Origin of the sequence: Geothrix limicola (genome assembly GCF_030268085.1) — a bacterium.
GTDB classification, from domain to species: Bacteria; Acidobacteriota; Holophagae; order Holophagales; family Holophagaceae; genus Geothrix; species Geothrix limicola.
In genome coordinates this window covers 111,642-131,661 of record NZ_BSDE01000004.1, presented here as the reverse complement: position 1 = coordinate 131,661, position 20,020 = coordinate 111,642, and the positions used below count along the sequence as shown (strand labels likewise).

General features: G+C 68.4%; 20 protein-coding genes. 10 read left to right on the top strand and 10 right to left on the bottom strand.

Translation table 11 applies throughout. The features are described from left to right. The first annotated feature begins 78 nt into the window (after positions 1-78). A complete protein-coding gene (locus QSJ34_RS11760) occupies positions 79-2,493 on the top strand; it encodes an SIS domain-containing protein (protein WP_285575405.1) in 2,415 nt (804 codons plus the stop codon). A 47-nt stretch (positions 2,494-2,540) separates the two neighbouring features. Here QSJ34_RS11760 and QSJ34_RS11755 read toward each other — a convergent pair whose 3' ends face one another. After that, on the bottom strand, positions 2,541-4,079 hold the full coding sequence (locus tag QSJ34_RS11755) for an Lcl domain-containing protein (RefSeq protein ID WP_285575404.1): 1,539 nt from the start codon (positions 4,077-4,079) through the stop codon (positions 2,541-2,543). A 224-nt stretch (positions 4,080-4,303) separates the two neighbouring features. Between QSJ34_RS11755 and ric the strand changes: the two genes are divergently transcribed. Next, positions 4,304-5,020 carry an iron-sulfur cluster repair di-iron protein gene (gene ric / locus QSJ34_RS11750; protein WP_285575402.1) on the top strand — a complete coding sequence of 239 codons (717 nt, stop codon included), beginning with the start codon at positions 4,304-4,306 and terminating at the stop codon, positions 5,018-5,020. 79 nt (positions 5,021-5,099) lie between these two features. Here ric and QSJ34_RS11745 read toward each other — a convergent pair whose 3' ends face one another. Then, complete coding sequence (locus QSJ34_RS11745; RefSeq protein WP_285575400.1) at positions 5,100-5,318, bottom strand: hypothetical protein; 219 nt, start codon at positions 5,316-5,318, stop codon at positions 5,100-5,102. A gap of 45 nt (positions 5,319-5,363) precedes the next feature. Between QSJ34_RS11745 and QSJ34_RS11740 the strand changes: the two genes are divergently transcribed. After that, the gene (locus QSJ34_RS11740) at positions 5,364-6,107 is read left to right on the top strand and encodes a lysophospholipid acyltransferase family protein (RefSeq protein WP_285575398.1); all 744 of its coding nucleotides are present in this window, start codon (positions 5,364-5,366) and stop codon (positions 6,105-6,107) included. Between the two features lie 9 nt (positions 6,108-6,116). On the opposite strand, the gene QSJ34_RS11735 is transcribed toward QSJ34_RS11740, so the two are convergent. Beyond that, a complete protein-coding gene (locus QSJ34_RS11735) occupies positions 6,117-8,654 on the bottom strand; it encodes a serine/threonine-protein kinase (protein ID WP_285575396.1) in 2,538 nt (845 codons plus the stop codon). Positions 8,655-8,763: 109 nt separating this feature from the next. Here QSJ34_RS11735 and QSJ34_RS11730 point away from each other — a divergent pair, with 109 nt between their 5' ends. Both QSJ34_RS11730 and QSJ34_RS11725 read left to right on the top strand, forming a co-directional pair. Further along, positions 8,764-10,296, top strand: a complete 1,533-nt coding sequence (locus tag QSJ34_RS11730; RefSeq protein ID WP_285575394.1) for a sigma 54-interacting transcriptional regulator — start codon at positions 8,764-8,766, stop codon at positions 10,294-10,296. A 48-nt stretch (positions 10,297-10,344) separates the two neighbouring features. Then, positions 10,345-11,127 (top strand): YIP1 family protein, encoded by a 783-nt coding sequence (locus QSJ34_RS11725; protein ID WP_285575393.1) that lies wholly within the window; start codon positions 10,345-10,347, stop codon positions 11,125-11,127. Here the strand turns inward: QSJ34_RS11725 and QSJ34_RS11720 are convergent. Together QSJ34_RS11720 and miaA are read right to left on the bottom strand one after the other, a co-directional pair. Further along, positions 11,124-11,774, bottom strand: a complete 651-nt coding sequence (locus QSJ34_RS11720) for an enoyl-CoA hydratase/isomerase family protein (RefSeq protein ID WP_285575391.1) — start codon at positions 11,772-11,774, stop codon at positions 11,124-11,126. The genes QSJ34_RS11725 and QSJ34_RS11720 overlap by 4 nt on opposite strands. Continuing rightward, positions 11,771-12,709 carry a tRNA (adenosine(37)-N6)-dimethylallyltransferase MiaA gene (gene miaA / locus QSJ34_RS11715; RefSeq protein ID WP_285575390.1) on the bottom strand — a complete coding sequence of 313 codons (939 nt, stop codon included), beginning with the start codon at positions 12,707-12,709 and terminating at the stop codon, positions 11,771-11,773. The genes QSJ34_RS11720 and miaA overlap by 4 nt, the downstream gene beginning before the upstream one ends. 18 nt (positions 12,710-12,727) lie before the next feature. Between miaA and QSJ34_RS11710 the strand changes: the two genes are divergently transcribed. After that, positions 12,728-13,105: a hypothetical protein gene (locus QSJ34_RS11710; protein WP_285575389.1), complete on the top strand. Its 378-nt coding sequence runs from the start codon at positions 12,728-12,730 to the stop codon at positions 13,103-13,105. 8 nt (positions 13,106-13,113) lie between these two features. Here the strand turns inward: QSJ34_RS11710 and QSJ34_RS11705 are convergent, their stop codons facing one another. The 3 genes from QSJ34_RS11705 to QSJ34_RS11695 all read right to left on the bottom strand — a co-directional run bounded on the left by QSJ34_RS11705 (position 13,114) and on the right by QSJ34_RS11695 (position 15,545). Then, a complete protein-coding gene (locus QSJ34_RS11705) occupies positions 13,114-13,446 on the bottom strand; it encodes a hypothetical protein (protein ID WP_285575388.1) in 333 nt (110 codons plus the stop codon). A 50-nt stretch (positions 13,447-13,496) separates the two neighbouring features. Continuing rightward, entirely contained in the window at positions 13,497-14,873 is a 1,377-nt protein-coding gene (purF, locus tag QSJ34_RS11700; RefSeq protein WP_285575387.1) for an amidophosphoribosyltransferase, read from the bottom strand. Positions 14,874-14,990: 117 nt separating this feature from the next. Further along, the gene (locus QSJ34_RS11695) at positions 14,991-15,545 is read right to left on the bottom strand and encodes a hypothetical protein (protein WP_285575386.1); all 555 of its coding nucleotides are present in this window, start codon (positions 15,543-15,545) and stop codon (positions 14,991-14,993) included. A 97-nt stretch (positions 15,546-15,642) separates the two neighbouring features. Between QSJ34_RS11695 and QSJ34_RS11690 the strand changes: the two genes are divergently transcribed. After that, positions 15,643-16,290, top strand: coding sequence for an HAD family hydrolase (locus tag QSJ34_RS11690; RefSeq protein WP_285575385.1), 648 nt, complete (start codon positions 15,643-15,645; stop codon positions 16,288-16,290). Between the two features lie 2 nt (positions 16,291-16,292). Here the strand turns inward: QSJ34_RS11690 and QSJ34_RS11685 are convergent, their stop codons facing one another. Both QSJ34_RS11685 and QSJ34_RS11680 read right to left on the bottom strand, forming a co-directional pair. Then, entirely contained in the window at positions 16,293-16,811 is a 519-nt protein-coding gene (locus QSJ34_RS11685; RefSeq protein WP_285575382.1) for a hypothetical protein, read from the bottom strand. A 76-nt stretch (positions 16,812-16,887) separates the two neighbouring features. Next, positions 16,888-17,457: a TlpA family protein disulfide reductase gene (locus QSJ34_RS11680; RefSeq protein ID WP_285575380.1), complete on the bottom strand. Its 570-nt coding sequence runs from the start codon at positions 17,455-17,457 to the stop codon at positions 16,888-16,890. Between the two features lie 59 nt (positions 17,458-17,516). On the opposite strand from QSJ34_RS11680, the gene QSJ34_RS11675 reads away from it, so the two are divergent. The 3 genes from QSJ34_RS11675 to QSJ34_RS11665 all read left to right on the top strand — a co-directional run bounded on the left by QSJ34_RS11675 (position 17,517) and on the right by QSJ34_RS11665 (position 20,018). Then, the gene (locus QSJ34_RS11675) at positions 17,517-18,371 is read left to right on the top strand and encodes a sulfurtransferase (RefSeq protein WP_285575379.1); all 855 of its coding nucleotides are present in this window, start codon (positions 17,517-17,519) and stop codon (positions 18,369-18,371) included. Continuing rightward, positions 18,368-19,564 (top strand): MDR family MFS transporter, encoded by a 1,197-nt coding sequence (locus QSJ34_RS11670; protein WP_285575377.1) that lies wholly within the window; start codon positions 18,368-18,370, stop codon positions 19,562-19,564. Before QSJ34_RS11675 ends, QSJ34_RS11670 begins: the two co-directional genes overlap by 4 nt. A gap of 88 nt (positions 19,565-19,652) precedes the next feature. Further along, positions 19,653-20,018, top strand: a complete 366-nt coding sequence (locus QSJ34_RS11665; protein ID WP_285575375.1) for a response regulator — start codon at positions 19,653-19,655, stop codon at positions 20,016-20,018. The last annotated feature ends 2 nt before the right edge of the window (positions 20,019-20,020 follow it).

Sequence of the window (20,020 nt, the reverse complement as noted above, 5' to 3'; positions counted from 1 at the left end):
AGTGCTTTCCGATGAATCGAGTGGGGTCGAACCGTGTGCGGAATCGTGTCGCTTTGCTATGGATCTGAAGTATCGGCCATGGGCAGCGAGGCCGGCGAGCTGCTGAAGCGGCTCGAATACCGCGGCTACGATTCCACGGGCGCCTCCTTCATCGATGGCCAGGGCGCCATCACCCTGCTGAAGAAAGTCGGCGCCCCCAGCCGCGTGGTGCCCGAGCTCCACATCGACCAGCAGGCCGGCCAGCGCTTCATCGGCCAGGTGCGCTGGGCCACCTACGGCGCCGTGAGCGACGTGAACAGCCAGCCCCACCACGTGCGCTGCAAGGTGGAGATGGTGGGCGCCCACAACGGCAACATCTCGAATACGGACGCGCTGAAACCCGCCCTGACGGCCCAGGGACATGCCGTCGTTTCGGATAACGACGGCGAGATGATCACCCATCTGACCGAGGATGCCTACGCGGCGAACCTGTCGAACCCCGAGCCCGCCCTGGCCTTCTGCCGCGAGGCCTATGCTGCCGCCGGGCTGAAGGAGCCCATTCCCAAGGGCGCCTTCCTGCTGTTGGATGCGGCCCGCAAGGCCGACGCCCGGGCGGAAGGATCCTACGCGGCGGCCTTCGCCGATCCCAAGGTCCCCGGCGTGGTGGCCGTGAAGTCCGGTTCTTCGCTCTACGCGGGCATCGGCAGCGACGCGCACGGCGACTTCGTCGTCGTCTCGAGCGACCTCACGTCGGTGCTCTCCAAGACGCGCATGCTGATTCCCCTTTCCGAAGGCGAGGGCCTCTGGTTCACCGAGCGCGACTACCTCGTCTTCACCCTCGGCGAGACGCTGCAGTTCTCCCGGCCCCGGCCCAAGCGCTCCAAGCTGAACGTGCGCGACACGGGGCTGCGCGCGCCCTACCACTACTTCATGGAGCAGGAGATCGCCTCGGCCCCCGACAACCTCGACACGGTGCTGAGGTACTACTTCCACGCCCCCGACACCGCCGGCCTCTTCGCCGCCTTCGAGGACCGCAAGGACCTCTGCAAGGCCTTGGTGGACAAGGTGCTGAGCCTCTATGAAACCGTGGAAGAAACGGCCCTGGCCGAGGCTTTCCAGACGTTGCTATCGGATCCAGTCCACCGGGAATTGGCCACACGCGTCGAAGCCCACGCCGACGCCATCCGCCCCCATATTGGGCAGCCCCTCTCCGATGAGCGCCAGCTGCTCCTGGATCTGGCCCGGCTGCATCCCCAGGGCGAGGAGGCCCTGGCCCTCTTCGACCTGCTCTTCATCTGGAAGAAGCGCCGCCGCGTCACGCGCCACCTCGCCGACCTGGTGCAGGCCATCCGCGATGGGCAGAAGGAGGGCGGGCGCATCTTCCTCGTGGCCTCGGGCACCTCGTACCACGCGGCCCTCGTGGCGGCCACTTTCTTCAACAACCTCTCGGGCGTGGCGGTCTTCCCATGCAACCCGGGCCAGTTCCGGTCCATGTACCTGAACACGCTCCACCCGCAGGATCTGCTCATCGGCATCACCCAGTCCGGCGAAACGAAGGACCTGGTGGACATCTTCCAGGATGTGCGCGCCCGCGTGCCCGCCCTGCGGCGCATCTCGCTCGTGAACAACGAGAACAGCCGCATCCCGCAGGAGCTTTCCGAGTTCTACCTGCCCATCCTCTGCGGCCCCGAAATCGCCGTGGCGGCCACCAAGAGCTTCGTCAACCAGGTGGCCATCCTCTATGTGTTGGCGGCCTCCTTCTCGCTCACCGAGCGCAAGATCGCCGCGAACCTGGAGCGGGCGAAGGAGCTCATCCAGGACACCCTCCGCACCTGCGAGGCGGATGTGGAGGACGCGGCGGCGCGCCTCTACCTCGAACCTTCGCTGCACCTCCTGGGCACGGGCCTCATCGGGCTGGCCCGCGAAGGCGCCCTCAAGATCCGCGAGGTGGTGCTCAACCACGCCGAAGGCTACGACGCCGCCGAGTTCAAGCACGGCCCCAACACCATCCTCGGAAAGAACACCCTGTTCTCCATCCAGGACCTGGCGGGCCTGCTGGATCTCTACGAGCAGCGCCGCGACGGCCGCCCCTTCGCCGGAGGCATCGAATCCCTCCAGGCCTGGCCGGAACTGGTGGAGACGCGCTTCTCCAACTATCCGCTGCTCTTCCTCTGCCCCAGCGACGAGCGCGACATCCGCATCACCATCAGCCAGATTCACACCCACAAGATCCGCGGCGCCGACATCCTGCTCATCGCCGAAAAGCACAGCGAGCTGGCCCGGGCCGTGGCCGGCAAACCCATGGGCCACGAGCGCTACTGGTCGAAGTACATCGAGGTGCCCGCCAGCGGCGATCCCAACCTCTTCGTCTTCGCGGCCTCCGTGGCCCTGCAGCGTCTGGCCTTCCGCATGTCCGTGCTGAAGATGGTCTACCTCGATCGTCTGGCTGTCCTCGACCATGGGGTCCATCCGGACGCCCCGAAGAACGTATCCAAATCGATCACCGTGGATTGAACGCGGGAACTCAAAGGGATCAACCTCATCAAATTACCCGAGCCCATTCACCTCACTGCCAGCGTGTACCCACTCGCGGCTTTGTCCATGTCGTAGACCCCGAAGTCGCAGCTGAATACGGTCCAAGCCTTGGTGGTATCGGCTGCGTCGGTGGTGGAAGTCCAGTAGTACTGAAAGGTCGCAAATCCCTTGAATGGCGCAGCCTGGTACAGGGTGCCGAGGGTGGCCGCGTAGGGGGCCGCGAAATTGAAAACGTTGTTGAAGTAATCCGCGTGATTGGACTGTTGGCGATCGGCCAGGCTCTGCATCTCGTTCCGGGTAGGCATGCGCCAACTGCCTGCGACCGATCCGTCCGTCAGGCCATACTGCCCACTGTGCAGGGCGTTGACCGCTGCAACGGCATCCGCCCAGGGCAGGTTGATGGCATTGGCCTGCTGCAACCAGATCAGACCCGTGACGGTATCCGTGGTCGTTCCATCCCCGTTATCAATCCAGCGCGGATACATGAGATGGACGCCACTTTGGACCTTCCCATCATCGCCTTCGGCAAAGGTGGACCAGAGCCCGGTGGCCTGCAGTTTGACCACTCCTCCGCCAGCACCCTTCACGGCCCAGACGCCATTGGCACTGGTGGCCTTGACGTTGGCGATGCTGTCATTGATGTAGCGACCATCGCTAAGACGAACGGCCCACGCGGTGACACTCCCCCAGTTGATGCCCGTGTAGCCCGTGGAAGACCAGTAAATGCCATTGGAGACATTGGTGAAGGGGTTGCCCGCGGGGAGAGCAGGGTTGCTGGTGGAAACATCCACCAGGCTTTCCAGTTCGCAAAGGTTCGGCAGACGCCAGTCCCCGGCCTTGGACCCGTCGGTCAAGCCATTGGTTCCGCTGGCCAATTGGCCCACTTCCGCGAGGGCCAGAGGAAAGGTCGTGGGAGAAAAGGTGCCCGCATTCTTCAACCAGATCAGTCCCGTGAGGCGGTCGGTGACGGTGCCGTCCTGATTGTCGGTGAAGCGCGCCACTGGCCAGGCTGCGCCTTGATGCAGATCTCCGTCGTCACCGGCGGCATAGCTGGCCACTTGTCCCGTCCTGGCAAGCCTGACCGGCGCGTTCATGTGGTTGAAGGCGTTGAAATCGGCTCCACTCAGGGAGGCATTGGGCAAGGAGATGAAGTGGATGGCCGTGACATCCAGGCCCACTCCGCCAGTATTGTAGCCCTGCAGAAATTCGTTCTGCCCGCAACGCATCACCGCTGCGCCGCTGCCTACCGATGGATAGAAGCCGAAATTCGGATTCATCGCCCAGATGAGCCAGTCGGCGGGAGCATTGCCCATGGTACTAAGCCCCGAAAAGCTGTACACACCTTTGCTATCGGTAACCGCGATCTGATCGAACCGGTTCCAATTGGTGCTGAACAGGAGGACCCGGGCACCGGCCAGGGGAGCGCCGTTGTAGCGCACGGTGCCCGTCACCGTATCCGTCGGCGGTGGCTGGCCTGGGTTGGTGCCGCCGCTGCTGGGGCCGCCACCACCGCATGCGCCCAGCAGAATCACAGTGGAAAGGGCCAGCTTGCTGAAGCCACTCATCGGAACTCCTGGTGGTCCGCCGGACAGCCGGCCTTGGTCTCTCATCGGAGTTTCTCTCCGAAGGAATAGCGACCAGTGGCTTGCCGACCATCCGGGAAGGTCCAAGCGCAACTGGCCGGAATTCAATAAAAGAAAATCATACCTTTTTAGTTGGTTAATGTGACGCGGTTCACGCCTCCCTTGATGCATCGTGGATCCAGGGACGCGATCCCTTCGGAGGCTTCATGACCATCGATCTGAACACCAAGGTGGGCGATCTCGTGCTGACCATGCCCCAGGCCATGCGCTACCTGGAAACCCAGGGCGTGGACTACTGCTGTGGCGGCCACCGCTCTCTGCGGGAGGCCTGCGAAGTGGCGAGTCGTTCCCCCGCCGACATCCTCGCGGCGCTGGAAGCCCTCGACGCCCCCGCCGCCGGCACGCCCTCGCCCCAGGCCTGGATGGAGGCCCCTCTGGCGGACCTGCTCGATCACATCGTGACCACCCATCACGACTACCTGCGCACCGAGCTGCCTCGCCTCGACACCCTGCTCGAGAAGGTGCTTCGCGCCCACGGCGAGAATCATCCCGAACTCGACGAGGTCTTCGACATCTACCAGGCCCTGTCCATGGACCTGATGCCCCACCTCATGAAGGAAGAGCAGATCCTCTTCCCCTTCATTCGGCGGTTGGAGGCCGGACAGGCCCCCGAGGCCTGCTTCGCCAGCGTGCAGAGCCCCATCCGCGTCATGGAATCCGAGCACGAGGCCGTGGGCGGCCTGCTCGTGCGCCTTCGCGCCTGCACCAACGAATACACCGCGCCCGCCGACGGATGCGCCACCTTCCGCGCGCTCTACGATGGCTTCAAGACCCTGGAAGAGGATCTCCACCTGCACATCTACCTGGAGAACCAGATCCTCCACCCGCGGGCGAAGGACATGGAAGCCGCGCTCCAGGCCTGAGCCCCGACTCTAGACGCCTCCCAAACCACCAGGCCCGGCCGGATGCACCATCCGCCGGGCCTGGTGGCTTGGCGTCGAATCAGTGCACGTCCTGCAGGCTCCAGCGGTCGGTGCATCCGTGGCTTTCCACCACCTGGTGGGCCTTCTTCAGGCGCAGCGTGTGCTGCACCGTCTGCATCACGGTGAACAGCCGGTCCTGGATGCCCAGGCGTTTCAGATCCTCGGCCGTGAACCAGGTGATGCCATCGACGTCCTTGCGCGTCGCGTGATCGGCCAGGATCTGCTCGGTGATGCCCACGGAAGACCTCCTTAACTGCTAGCTTAGATAGCACGGGGAGGCGCTGTGGCCAACTGGCGAGACACGGGATTCGGCGGGGTTGTGATGGCCATCTGGGCCATGGTGACGGTGCCCCTGACGGTACTCGCCATCCTCCTGGCCATTCCCTTTCTGGGACGGCGGCGGGCCTTCTTCACCTGCGGCCCGATGTTCGCCCGCGGCATGGCCTGGTTCTGTCGGATCCCCTTCACCTTGCAAGGCTGGGAGCAGCTGCCGGAGGACATCCGCCAGGGGCGGCAGTCCGCCATCTTCATGTCCAACCACGAAAGCCTCATGGACCCCCCCGTCCTGATCGCGGCCCTGCCCGTGCCCGCCGTCTACATCGCCAAGAAGGAGCTGAAGTACCTGCCCTTCGTCGGCTGGGCCGCCTGGGCCGCAGGGGTCATCTTCATCGACCGGGGCGACCGGGAACGCGCCGTGCGCAGCATCCACGATGCGGCGCTCCAGATCCGCGACGGCAAGAACGTCGTCATCTTTCCCGAAGGCACCCGCAGCCGCACGGGTCAGATGCTCCCATTCAAGAAGGGCGGTTTCGCACTCGCCCTGGACGCGGGCGTGCCCATCGTCCCCATGGCCACCGTCGGGGGCTTCCATACCCTCGCCCCCGACAGCGCGAGGATCCGCCCCGGAGCCTACACCGTGAGGGTCGGGCATCCGGTCCACCCTTCCGACTATGCGGACCGCGAGGCCCTGATGCAGGAAGTGCGACGCCGCGTCGAGGGCCTGGTGGCGGAGGCCAAGGCCCTCTGAGCATGGCCGCTAGCGGAACGCCGGATCCTGCTGGGCCACCCTCAGCTTGCCGGGGTGGAAGCGGTCCGCCAGTTCCACCATGGCCTGAGCTGAGGCGCGGCCGCCGAGTTTCGCCACCATGCGTGCCATGAGGTAGAGGTTCACGGAGATCACCCGCCGCTCGTTGTGCTTGCGCTGCGAAAGATCCACGGCCGCGAGCTTTTGTCGGTATTCCTCGAAGCGCGCCTTGGCTCCCGCGCCGTCGCCTCCCACGGCCTGCTTCACGCCGGCCAACAGGACGGTATTGGAATGGTCCGGTGGCCACACGCCTTCGAGTTCGTGCAGGTAGGTTTCCGCCGTCGTCCGGTCCTTGCGGTCCCAGGCCGTGTAGGCCATGAGGCTGCGCAGCACGTTGGAACCGGGAATCTCGCGCAGGCCCGCGCGCAGGCGGGTCTCCGCCTCCTGGCTGCGCCCCATCCAGATGAGGGCGTCCGCCGCCGTGACGTAGGCGTATTCCGCCGCCGGGCGGAGGGCGATGGCCCGATCCGCGTGCTGCAGCGCCGCCGGGAGCTCCCCTTCGTTCTGCAGCAGCACGCCGAAGCGGTGGTGGGCCTGCCAGCCCTCGGGGAATAGTTCGAGGGACTTCTCGAAGTAGCGCCGCGCGGCCTGGTGGTTGTCGTCGCCTTCCAGCCCGGCGAAGACATCCGCGAGCACGTCGTAGGCCTTGTGATCCGCCGGATCGAGCCGCACGGCCTGCAGCGCCGCGCGGCTGGAGGCTTCGAGATCCCCCATGCGCAGCTGGATGGAGGCCAGCGCGCGGTAGGCCTGGGAGGCGCTGGGATCCAGCGCGATGGCCTTTTCCGCGGCGGCCTTCCCCTGGCGCAGCAGGTCCTGGGCCGTGTCGTAGCGCCCCTGTCCGAGGGCAGTGGTGGCGCCCAGCTCCGCCAGCGTCCACGCGTACTCCGCGCGGGCCGGAGCGTAATCGGGCTCGCCTTCGATGGCCGAGGCGAGCAGGGAATTGGCGAGGCGGACCGAATCCTGGTTGCCGTCGGTGATGACCTGCAGCGCCTTCGTGTAGAGCTCGCGCGTGCGCGGCAGCTTGGCCTGGGAGCGCAGCGAACCCGGATCGCTGCCCAGCCCCATCTCCTGGGGCAGGCGCTGCTGCAGCTCGTCTTCGAGCTTCAGCAGATCCGCCATGGGCCGGTCCAGCTGGAACTGGTGCAGGGTCGCGCCGCGCACCGCGTCCAGCACGCGCACGCCCATGCGGAGCTGGCCGCCCACCACCTGGTAGCTGCCTAGCACCAGCAGCTCGGCCTTGAGCTGGCGGCCCAGTTCGCCCACGGCCTTGGGCGCTTTGCCCGGCGTGTCGCCAAGCTGGTGCATGGCCTCCACCACGCGTAGCCGGTCCACCACCGCCATGTCCTCGCGCCGCACCAGGCCGAAGGCCATGGCGTCGGCGAAGCTGTTGCTGAGCCACGCATGCTCGGCATCGGGCTGCAGCTGTTCCATGGGGAGGATGGCCACCACGCGGCGGCCCTTGGTGAAATCCTCCCGCGAGGCCCGGCGCGCTTCACCCAGGCCCGAACCATCCCCCCGGCGCAGGGCCCACACGCTGAGGCCCGTGCCCGCGACCAGCAGCGTGGCCGCCAGGGGCAGGATCCAGCGTCGGCGGGCCTTCGGCAGCAGGGCCGTGGGCTGGCTCAGGTGCGGGGCCATGGCCGTGGCCGTGTTCTCCGACAGGCCGGCGGCGAGGGACTGCAGGTTGGGGAAGCGATCCTTGGGCGCCTTCGCCATGAGGCGATGGATGGCGTCCTGGAGCGTGCGCGGCAGGTCGGGACGGGCCTCGGCGAGCGGCCGGGGCTCGTCGCGGGTCACCGCGTAGAGCGTGTCGACGAGGCTGCCGCGCAGGAAGGGATGCACGGCCGTCGCCAGCTCGTAGAGCACGACGCCGAGGCTGAACTGGTCCGACTGGCCCGTCAGGGGCTGGCCATTGGCCTGCTCGGGGCTCATGTAGGCCGGCGTGCCCTGGCTGTAGCCGGGCGCCGTCCGCTCCACCAGGGTCATGTGGTGGGAGGTGGGCCCGAGCGAGGGATCCTCGGCGCCGCGCCGGGCGATGCCGAAATCCAGAATCTTGAGCTGGCCTTCGCCCGTCAGCAGCAGGTTCTCGGGCTTGATGTCGCGGTGGACGATGCCCTTCTGGTGCGCGTGGGAAAGCGCCGAGGCCGCCTGCCGCGCCAGATCCTGGAGCAGCGCCCCGTCCACGGGCCGGCCCACCAGGGCGCGCAGGGTATGCCCCTCCACCAGCTCCATGGCGATGTAGGGTGTGCCATCCACGTCACCCGCGTCGTAGATGTGGGCGATGTTGGGATGGTTCAGCTGGCAGGCCAGCTTGGCTTCGCCGATCAGAGCCTTCCGGCGCAGGTCGTCCGCGTCCTTCAGGATCTTGATCGCCACCTCGCGCTCCAGGCGCAGATCCAGGGCCCGCCACACCTCGCCCATGGCCCCCTCCCCGAGTCGGGAGAGCAGACGGTAGGAACCGAAGTGGGTGGCGTCGGGGAGCAATCCCATCCTTTGAATAGACTCTTTGAAGTATACCTTTCGGAGGAGGGAACCGCTTATTCCTGGGTGACCCCTTGACCGGGCTCTCGAAATATCGAGAATCAGGCCGGAGGTGCCCGTGCCCGTTCCAGATCTCGATGCCGCCCTGACCGGGGCGCGCCTGGTGGAAGAAGCCGGTGCCCTGCTCACCCTGGGCGAGGAACCCGAACGCATGGTGGTCCATGCCTTCGAACGGCTGGGCCAGCTCGTGCCCTTCGACCTCGCCACGGTGCTGCTCCGCGAAGGCGACGGACTGCGCGTCGCCCATGCCGTCGGCCCCCTGGCCACGCCCCAGCTCTCGGAGGCCCTCATCCCCGTGCGCGGCAACCTGCGCCTGCAGAACGCGCTGAAGGCCCGCTCCAAGCCCGCCACCTTCGAGGAGGACGATCCCGGCGAGGACACCTTCCACGGCCTGCTGGAGATGCCCCACGGCCACAGCTGCCTGGTGGCGCCCCTGCGCAGCCGCGGCGAGACCTTCGGCCTCATGACCCTCGACGCCATGGTGTGCCGCCAGTACCCCGAGAGCGTGCTGCACCACGTGGGCGTCTTCGCCTCCCTGCTGGCTCTGGGGCTCAAGCAGGCCGAGCATCTGGCGCGGCTGGCCGAGCGGGAGCGGAGCCTCGTGGAAGAGGTCAGCTACTTCCGCGAGGCCCAGCGCCGCGACGTGCTGCAGGAACCCCTCCGCGCCGAAAGCCCCGCCATGCGCGGCATCCTCGATCAGCTGCGCCAGGTGGCCGCCACCGCCGCCACTGTGCTCATCACCGGCGAGACCGGCACCGGCAAGGAGAAGGTGGCCCAGACCCTCCACCACCTCTCGCCCCGCCGCGAGAAGCCCTTCATCAAGGTAAACTGCAGCGCCCTGCCCGCCACGCTCATCGAATCCGAACTCTTCGGCCACGTGAAGGGCGCCTTCAGCGGTGCAGCCTCGGCGCGGAAGGGCCGGTTCGAGCTGGCGGACGGGGGCACGCTCTTCCTCGACGAGATCGGCGACCTGCCCCTGGACCTGCAGCCCAAGCTGCTGCGCGCCATCCAGGAGAAGGAGATCGATCCCCTCGGCAGCGAGAAACCCCGGCGCGTGGACGTGCGCCTCGTGGCCGCCACCCACGCGGACCTGCGCGCCGCGGTCAAGGAGGGGCGCTTCCGCGAAGACCTCTTCTACCGCCTCAGCGTCTTCCCCATCCACCTGCCACCCCTGCGCGAACGGCCCGGCGACATCGCGGCGCTGGCCGAGGGCTTTCTCGACCGCTTCGCGCGGGAGAATCGCCGGCCGCCCATCCAGCTGCCCGACTCCGTGCGGCACCAGCTGGAGGCCTACGCCTGGCCCGGCAACGTGCGCGAACTGCACAACGTCCTCGAGCGCGCCGCCATCCTCTCGGCGGGCCGGGAATTGCGTCTGCCCCCCGGCGCCCTGCCCCTGCGCACGGACCGCATCGGCAAGCCCCCCACCTGGGAGGCGCAGGAGCAGGCCTACCTGGAGCGCCTGCTCCACCACACGCGCGGCAAGATCGCCGGAACCGACGGGGCCGCGGCCCTGGCGGACCTGGCGCCGTCCACCCTGCTGTCCCGTCTGGAGAAGCTGGGCCTGCGGCCCAAGGACTTCCGCCAAGCCTGATCGCTGATGTTTATCGTGATAGCGTAGCGGCATCTGCAGGAGCGAGGGATGAGCGAGACCACGGGCCCCGGCGAGGCGATTCCTCCCGCCATCCAGCTTGATGTCCCGGCCCCGCCACCGCCGCCCGCGCCGCCGATCTGGGAGCCGCCGCCGGCCTCGACTCCCGCCCCGGCGCCCGTTCTGCGGCCCGTGCCCTTCGAGGATCCCGAGGCGTTCCCAACCTTCTGGTCCCGCGTCGGCGGCATGTTCCGCATGGTCTTCAGCCATCCCCTCGAACTCTTCGACCGGGTGCCGGTCACCGAGGGCCTGGGCGCGCCTTGGCGCTTCCTGCTGCTGCTCTCGGTCCCCATCTTCCTGATCATGGCCCTGCTCTTCTTCTTCGTGGGCCTGGGCATCATGATGGCGGCTCTAGAGCAATCCGGAAGAGACGAAGGCAAGACCCTGGTCGCCGTGATGCCGCTGATCTTCGGGACCATCCTCGTGCTCATGCCCCTGTTCAGCTTCCTGGGCATGATCGTCGGCGGCGCGCTCAACCACTTCTTCCTGTGGATGTGGGGGGGCCTCAAGCCCGGCGCCGGCACCCAGCAGAGCATCCGGGCCTACGGCTACGCCTGCGCCTTCATCCAGCTCGGCGGCCTCATCCCCTACATCGGCATCCTGATTCACCTGGCCGGCATGGTGGCCATCGGCATGGGCCTGGCGCGCATGCACAAGACCGACACCTGGCGCGGCGTCTGCGCCGTGCTGACCCCACTCGTGCTCGTCTGCTGCTGCCTGCTGCCCCTGGCCGCCATGGCCATCCCGATGCTGAAGGCCTTCAGCCATCACTAGGGTCTGCTGAGCCAGCCTTCCACGGCGGCCTTCACCGCCTCGGGTTCCAGGCGGCGATGGAGGGCACCCGCGCGAAGGGCCGCCTCCGAATCCCAGGTCTCGAAATGTCGGAACAGTCGGTCGGCGTCCGGGCCCAGCAGTTCTGGCAGCCGCACCGTGCCGCCGAAGCCCGTGAGGATGCCGTGCCTGGCCGCCGGATGGGCCAGGCGCAGGTCGCCCTTGCCCGAAGCATCCGCCGCCACGCCCCAGCGCTCCCGCCCGTGCAGGGCCAGGTCGCAGCCGCCGCCCATGGCCACTCCCGAGATCAGCGTGAGGCTGCGCCATCCGGACCAGCCGAGATGATTCATCACGCGCTGCCCGCGCCGGGCGAAGGGTTCCGCGGAAACCGCATCCAGCGCGCCCACCTCGTGCAGATCGGCCCCCGCCGAAAAATGATGGCCCCGGCCCGTCATCCAGGCGGCGCCGCTGAGGGCCACGCGGCGCACACCCGCCCAGCGCAGCTCGATGAACAGGCGGTCCAGCGCCACCAGCAGATCACTGTGCAGGCGGTGCAGGCCATCCCCCGAACGCAGGCCGATCCAGGCCCACGCTGCGCCCTGCAGCAGGTCCAGAGAGGTGCGCCCCTCGTACCAGGTCGTCGGTCTCATGGCAGCCCCAGCCGCGCGAACACCGCGTCCAGCGGCTCGGCATCCGGATCCCAGACCTCGGCTCCCGGCAGCTGGTTGCGGAACCAGGTGGCCTGGCGCTTCGCGTAGGCCTGGGTCTCCTGCACGACGGCTTCCTGCAGGACGCGCGGATCGCCCCCCGCCATCCAGGCCGCGTAGCCCAGGGGACGCAGGGCCACCAGATCCTCCGCGTGCCCCGAGGCCACCAGCCGGGCGACTTCTTCGCACCAGCCCGCGCGCACCTGGGCGGCCACCCGCGCCTCCACGCGATGCCGCCGCTGCTCGCGGCCGGGCGTGACCACCAGGACCCGCCAACCCGCCGGAAGCCCGGTCTCCGGCCCCGAGAGCAAATCCGAAGGCGCGCCCCCCGTGGCCAGGTGCAGGGCCAGGGCCCGCTGCACCCGGGCGCTGTCGTTGGGGTGCAGCGCAGAGGCCCGGGCCGGGTCCACCGCCGCCAGGTAGCGATGGAGGACCGGAATGCCCAGCTCCGCGCCCCAGCGCCGCACCCGTTCGACGAGGTGCGGCTCCACGATCGGCAGGTCGCTGAGCTGGTTCCAGACGCCCCGGAGGTAGAGGCCCGATCCCGTCACGAGCACGGGCTCGCGACAGGTCGAGAGCCACTCCCGGACCAGGGCGCCGAAGGCCTTGGGGTTGGGGCGGGCCGACAGGGGCAGCATCCCATAGCCCACGTGCGGCACGCCGCCCCGTTCCGCCTCGTCCGGCTGGCCCGTGCCGATGGCCAGGCCTTCGATGGCCTGGTAGGGATCCCCGTTGACGACGGTGCCGCCCAGGCGCCGCGCCACGGCCACCGCCACGGCGGATTTGCCTGAGGCGGTGGGTCCTAGGATCGCGATGGGCATGGGGCCAGTGTACCGGCTCCAGGAGCCGCCCCGGGCCCCGGGAACCTCGCCGCGCATGGAATCATCCAAAAGGTCATGCGAGCCCTCATCTGCCTCTGCCTTGCGACCGGCCTTTGGGCCGGAGAGAGTCCCCGGCCCGGGCTGGACAAGGCCTTCCTGTCCCGGATCCTCGCCGGGGAGGGCGACGCCTCCAAGCCCTGGAAGACCTTCAAGGTGCCCGAGGCATCTGCCTCCGCGGTGGTGGAGGTGATCGGCGAACTGACGAAGGAAGAACTCCGCGAAATCGCCTTCCAGGAATTCCTCGCCTGGTTTCACGAGGATCTCAAAAAGTTCTGGAAGGGCCGCGGGTCCGCGGCCCCGCCCACACACCTGGGCGCGGCGACCATGCCCGTGGATCGCTTCGGCGGAAACCCGGTTCCCCAGAACGTGCCCTTGGGCCGGGTGAATTTCTAACCTGGTGGCTAATCCAGCAGGAGCGGCAGCAGCCGGGCGGCCTGATCCCGGGCCAGGCGGGCGGCCTCCAACGCATGGCGGGCGGCGGCTTCGGGCGACTGGCGCGGCGTGAGCAGGGCTTCCATCTGGCCGCGCAGGCGGGCCGTCTCGCCCTCGGGATCCGGCAGGTGGCGCCGGGCCCCCGCCTCGAAGACGAGGAGGAAGCACTGGATGGCGTCGCAGGCGGTGGACACGATGGCCGCGCAGTTGCGGTGGTCCAGATCCAGCGCCAGGGCCGCCGCCAGGAAGCGCAGCCCATCTTCGAAATGAGCCTGGGGTGGGCCCGAGGGGCCGGTGCTCATGCGCCCCTGCTCATCGGTCCGGGCTCTGGGGCGCCCGTTCGGGACTGGGTTCAGTCATGGGGCGCCACCGGATAGTTGCCCGTGAAGCAGGCGTAGCAGAAGCCCGAACCGGCCTCGGCACCATCATCGCCCATGCAGGTTTCCAGATCCTTCAGATCGAGGTAGCCGAGGGTATCGGCCTCCACGAACCCGGTGATCTCCTTGAGGCTCATGTACGAGGCGATGAGGTGCTGCCGCTTGGGCGTGTCGATGCCGTAGAAGCAGGAATGCGTGGTGGGCGGGCAGGCGATGCGCATGTGCACCTCCTTGGCCCCGGCCTCACGCACCATCTGCACGATCTTCTTGCTGGTGGTGCCGCGCACGATGCTGTCGTCCACCAGCACGACGCGCTTGCCCGCGAGCAGGTGACGCACGGGATTCAGCTTCACCTTCACACCGAAGCTGCGGATGTTCTGCTTGGGTTCGATGAAGGTGCGGCCCACGTAGTGGTTGCGGATGATGCCGAAGTCGAAGGGGATGCCGGACTGTTCGGAATAGCCCAGAGCCGCGCTCACGCCGCTGTCGGGCACGGGCACGACCAGATCGGCTTCCACGGGATGCCGCAGGGCCAGCAGGCGCCCCATCTCGCGGCGGGCCACCATCACGCTGCGTCCGTAGACGAGCGAATCGGGGCGGGCGAAGTAGATGTGCTCGAAGACGCAGGGCTTGGCCTGCACCCGGGGCAGCGGGAACCGCGAACGGATCTGGCCCTGGCCGCGGGGCACCACCACCATTTCGCCGGGTTCGACATCGCGGTCGTAGGTCATGCCCACGAGGTCGAAGGCGCAGGTTTCCGAACTGAAGGCCGTGGTATCTCCCGCGTGGCCCATGGCCAGAGGCCGGAAGCCGTGGGGATCCCGCGCGGCGATGAGGGCGTCCTCGGTCAGGATCAGCAGGGAGAAGGCCCCCTCGGCCTGGCGCAGGGCGGAGACGACGGCATCTTCCAGCGTGTCGGCCTGGGCGCGGTTGATGAGCGCCAGCAGCACCTCGCTGTCGGAGGGGCTGGTGAAGGTATGGCCGTCGGCGATGAGCTTGGCCCGCAGCACCTCAGTGTTCGTCAGGTTCCCGTTGTGGCAGAGCGACACCTGGCCGAAGCGGCCGTGGATGAGGAAGGGATGGGCCGCGGAGGCCACGTTGCCCCCCGTGGTGGAGTAGCGGGTGTGGCCGATGGCCGCGTCGCCTGGCAGGGCGTCCAGGGCCGCCTCGGTGAACACGTCCGCCACATAGCCCTGGGCCTTGTGCAGGTGGAGCCCCTGCCCGTCGCCCGAGCAGATGCCGGCGGCTTCCTGGCCACGGTGCTGAAGGGCATAGAGACCCAGGTAGGTCTGGCGCGAGGCCTCCGCCTGATGGCAGATTCCGAATACCCCGCATTCATCCCTGAACGGCATGACTCCTCCGAGTCCTCCAGAATAACCGCCATGGGGCCGAAGCCGAATCGACAGTTCCGGATCGGGCGTGGGGGCCGGGCTTGGCCTGACACCGCGTGGAGGTCCCCCTCGCTTATATCAGCGCACGGTCACGCTGCTCTCGGCCTCCTGGTGGGCTTCGCGGGCCAGGGACTGCAACGTGCTGAGCAGGGCCGTGCCGGCTTCGGCGGGCGCGAGGGAGGCCGTGCTGTCCAGACCTTCCAGATGCAGTTCCATGCGGGCCACGTCGCCGTCCTCGAAGCGGGCGCTGAAGTCACAGAGGGCGAGCAGCTTGGGGCCGATTTCCACGAGCACGGTGGAGGCGTGGAGCCCCGCGGGGATCTCCAGGCTCCACACGGGTAGGCTGCGGCTGCCGAAGCGAAGGAGGATGGGCTCCTGCCGCGTCTGCGGCGAGGGGCCCGCCAGGTAGAGCAGCCGCTCGGCGCGGCCCAGCAGCATCGCCTGGGCGTAGGGCGTGCCCTGGGTGCGATCCGATTCCAGGCGCCAGCCGCCCATGCGCGGCTTCTGGACCTTGTTGTGGCTCTTCGTTCCCGCCGTCGACTGCAGCCGGAAGCGCGTCTCCAGGGGCTCGCTGTCGCCCCGCATCCAGAGCTGCATCCGGTATCGGAGCCCTTCCTGGGCGACCGCCGGCATGGAAAGGACCAGGAGGGACGAAAGGATCAAGCGACGCACAAGGAACCACCTTCCCTTCCAGAGTGCCATCCCATGCGATCCTGGGCCAGATGGGGAGATGGCCGTGCCGATCTGTTTCGACCTGGATGGAACCCTCGGACACTTCAGTTCCGGCTTCGTCATCCTGCGGGAGGCCCTGGGCGAGGTCTGGGGCCAGGCGCCCACCGCCGAGGAGCTGAAGCGCTGCCAGGGCTCCACGGACTGGGAAATCGTCGACGAACTGCACCGGATGCGTTTCGGCCGAGGCCTGGACGAAACCGGCTACGAGGCCTATGAAGTGGCCTGCGTGGCCCGCTTCCGGCGGGTGTTCGCCCCCGGTGCCCAGGCGGCCGTGGGCTATGCGGGCGTGCTGGAGGGCATGCACCGCCTCGCCGAGCGCCATCGGGTCTGGCTCGTCTCGGGCAACGCGCCGGAGCTGCTGGCCTTCAAGGCCGAGGTGCTGGGCATCGACCCGGCCATCCACCGGCTGGGCTCCCTGCCCCGCCACGACCGCGCGGGCCTCCTGAAGCGGGCTCTGCACGGCTGCCCGGGCCCCCACCTCTACGTGGGCGACCGCCCCCATGACCTCGCCGCCGCCCAGGCCGCGGGCCTGCCCTTCATCGGCATCGGCGACATGGTCCCCGGTGACCACGTGTGCCTGAGCCCCGAGTCCGAGGCCGAACACCTGGTCGCCGCGGTGGAGGCCACGCTGGGCGCCGGTTCCTGAGGCTAGCGCGTCCGGACCTCGAAATCGTCCAGGAAGGCGGCGGTGCGCGGATCCCCGGGCCGCCGCACGATGGCCTGGGCGTGATGGAGGCGGCCCCGGCGCACGACGACGATGCCTTCGATCACACCACCCGTGGGGCTCTTCGCGTGGTAGCGGAAGCCCGGCCCTCGGTCGGCCGGCAGCTCGGTGCGCTGGATGGCGCCGAAGCGGTAACCCAGGAAATTCTGGAAGGTGGTGAGGATCTCCCGGGGCGTGGTGCCGCCCTTGTTCCCCGGCGGCAGGTTGCCCACCGCGACGCTGAAGGTCTCGTCCAACCGGCCCGCGGGGCTCAGGGCCAGGTCGAACCACTCCACCTCGCCGAAGGGCCCGGGATCCGTGTGGCGGTGCAGCTTCGGCGGGCCCGGGAAGGTGGCGGCGATGCCGAGATTTTCGTTCTCGATGCGATGCGGCTCCTCCTTGCAGCCCAACAGGGCCAGCGGCAGGACGAGCGGCAGCAATGGCATCAACCAGGCACGGGACATGACTCCCCCTGAGGCGTCATCGGACGGCGGGATCAGGAAGTTGACTCACGGGTCGAATCATCCGAAGCCCGTATCATCAGCGGGCCTTCAGGGCCTCATCCAGGGCCCGCTTCGCCAGCCCTTCGCCGTAGCCGGACCAGCGCTGGATCAGCTTGCCCTTCCGGTCGATGACGAGGGTGGTCGGGATGCCGCTGATCTCGCCGAAGGGCTCCAGCCCCTTGGCTCCGTCCGGCACGAAGGCCTGGAGGCCGAGTTGCGGGTTCTGGGCGAGAAAGGGCTTCACGTCGTTCCACCCGCCGCGGTCCACGGAAATCGGCAGCACGACGTAGGCTTCGCCGCCCGCCTTCTGCAGCTCCGCCACCTCCGGCAGCGACCTGCGGCAAGGGGGGCACCAGGTAGCCCACACATCCACCAGCACCACCTTGCCCTTGAAATCCGCCAGGGTGCGCCGGTTCCCTTCGGCATCGCGGAAGGCCACGCGGCTCACGTCCGTGCCGCTGGAGGCCCCTTCGCCCCCGCCACCGAAGACGCCTCGAAAGACGGCGAAACCGCCCAGCAGCAGGCCGAAACCCACCAGCGCAGCAGCCGCCGCCATGCGCCAGCGGGATTCAGGGACATAGGTATCAGACTTGGCGGCCTCGGACATGGGGGCTCCGGAAGATGCCTTGAGGGTACCGCCGCCGCCGCTCGCTTCATACTGGGGGGATGTCACTCATCACCGCCTCCGACCTTCGAACCCGACACACGTCCCTCCGGCTGCTGGATGCCCGGCCCGACCTGAGCGATTATCTGGCCGGCCACCTGCCCGGCGCGCTCCACGCGGATCTCAACCGCCAACTGAGCACGGCCGCGGATCCCGGCCACGATCCCGCGCGGGGGGGACGTCACCCCCTGCCGCCCCTGGACCGTTTCGCGACCCAGCTGGGCGCCTGGGGCATCGGCCCCGATACGGAAGTCGTCGTCTACGACGCCGCCAGCGGCGGCAACGCGGCGGCGCGCCTCTGGTGGATGCTGAAGGCCCTGGGTCACGCGCGCGTCTCCGTGCTCGACGGTGGGCTGCAAGCGGCCCTGCAGGACGGATGGACATTGACTGTCGAAATGCCTTCCATCTCGCCCCTGGCGGCCTATCCCGCCGAACGCTGGCTGCGACCCACCGCGGACATGGAAGCCGTGGAAGTCATCCGTCGCGATGCCACCCAGAGGCTGCTGGACGTGCGCGCCCCCGAACGCTGGCGCGGGGACAGCGAGACCCTCGACCCCATCGCGGGACATATCCCGGGTTCCCTGAACCTGGCCTGGAACGACAACCTGGATGGGTCGGGCCGCTTCAAGGCGCCCGAGCTTCTGCGGGCCCAGTACGAGGCCCTGCTCGGCGGCGTGCCGGCCGAGCGCCTCACGGTCCACTGCGGCAGCGGCGTCACGGCCTGCCACACCCTGCTGGCCCTGGAGGTCGCGGGCCTGCGTGGGGCCTCGCTCTACGTAGGCAGCTGGAGCGAATGGTGCCGCAGCGGGCGGGAACGCAGCCCTGAAGCCAAACCAGAACTCAAGGCGGGCCTGTGAATCCATGGAAGGGCCTGCGGGGCCTCCCGCGTGAAGTCTGGCTGGTCTGCGCCAGCACCCTCATCAACCGCCTGGGCACCATGGCCCTGCCCTTCCTCGTGCTCTACCTCACGGAGGGCCGCCACTGGACGCCCGCCGAAGCGGGCTACGGAATGATGATCTACGGCGCCGGCGCCCTGGCGGCGGGCCCCTTCTCCGGACGCCTGGCGGATCGCCTGGGCCATGTGCATGTGCTGAAGGCCAGCCTCTGGACCTCCGGCGCCCTTCTGCTCCTGCTGCCCTTCGCCACCACCAAGCCGTTGCTCTTCGCGCTCATCTTCCTGTGGGCGGGTCTCACCCAGGCCTTCTGGCCCAGCGCCATGGCCCTGCTCACGGGCCTCGCCGCGCCCGAGCAGCGCAAGGCCGTCTTCGCCCTGCACCGCCTGGCGGTCAACCTCGGCATGGCCGTGGGCCCGGCCATGGGCGGGCTCATCGCCCACCACAGTTATCGTTGGGTGTTCTGGACCGACGGCCTCAGCACCCTGGCCGGCGCCGTGCTGCTGGGCCTCTTCATCCAGGCGCCGCCGGCCCAGCCCCTGCCCCATGACCATGTGCCGGGCCAGAGTCCCTGGCGGGACCGGCACCTGGCCTTCCTCCTGCTGCCCTTCATCCCGGCGCTCATGGTCTTCTTCCAGATCGAAGGCACGCTGCCCCTCTGGGTGGTGCGCGACCTGGGCCTGGGCAGCCGCTTCTTCGGCCTGCTCTTCACGGTGAACACCCTGCTCATCGTGCTGCTGGAAGTGCCCCTCAACCTCGCCATGGCCCACTGGCGCCACGGGCGGCTGCTGCTGCTGGGCTGCCTCTGCCTCGCCGTCGGGTTCGGCGGGATCGCCTGGTCCCGCACCTACGCGACCCTCATCCTCTGCACGGTGGCCTGGACCTTCGGCGAGATGATCCTCTTCCCGGCCATGAGCGATGCCGTGGCCACGCTGGCGCCGCCGGACCGGCGCGGCGAATACATGGGGCTGCTCTCCCTCTCCTTCGCGGCGGCGCTGGCGCTGGGCCCCTGGCTCGGCGTGCTGTCCTACGCGAAAGCCGGCCCGAAGCCGGTCTGGTTCGGCACCTTCGTCATCGCGGCGGGCGCGGGCCTGCTGCTGGCGCGGTTCCGCACGCCTGCGAAGGCCGCGACACCCTCGGCCGGCCCTCCGGCCTGAGTGGGAGACGACCCGGGCGCGGGCGGATATGATCCAAGGCATCCACTCCCAACGCTCATGGCACAGGCTCGCACCCGGAGGGCTGGACATGCCCAGGATCTTGCTCGTCGAGGACAATGAACTGAACCGGGATTCCCTCTCCCGCCTGCTCATGCGCCAGGGGATGGAAGTGATCTTCGCGGTGAACGGGGAGGAGGGTGTGCGGGTGGCCCTGGCGGAGCAACCGGACCTGGTGCTGATGGACATCGGCCTGCCGGTACTGGACGGCTTCGATGCCACGCGGACTCTGCGAGAGCGGGGAGCGGCCATGCCCATCATCGCCCTCACGGCCCACGCCCTGCAGAGCGATCAGGACAAGGCCCTCGCCGCGGGCTGCAACGATTTCGAAACCAAGCCCGTGGAATTCCAGCAGCTCATGCGCAAAATCCGGAAGCTGCTGGGCCTGGGCAGCTAGGC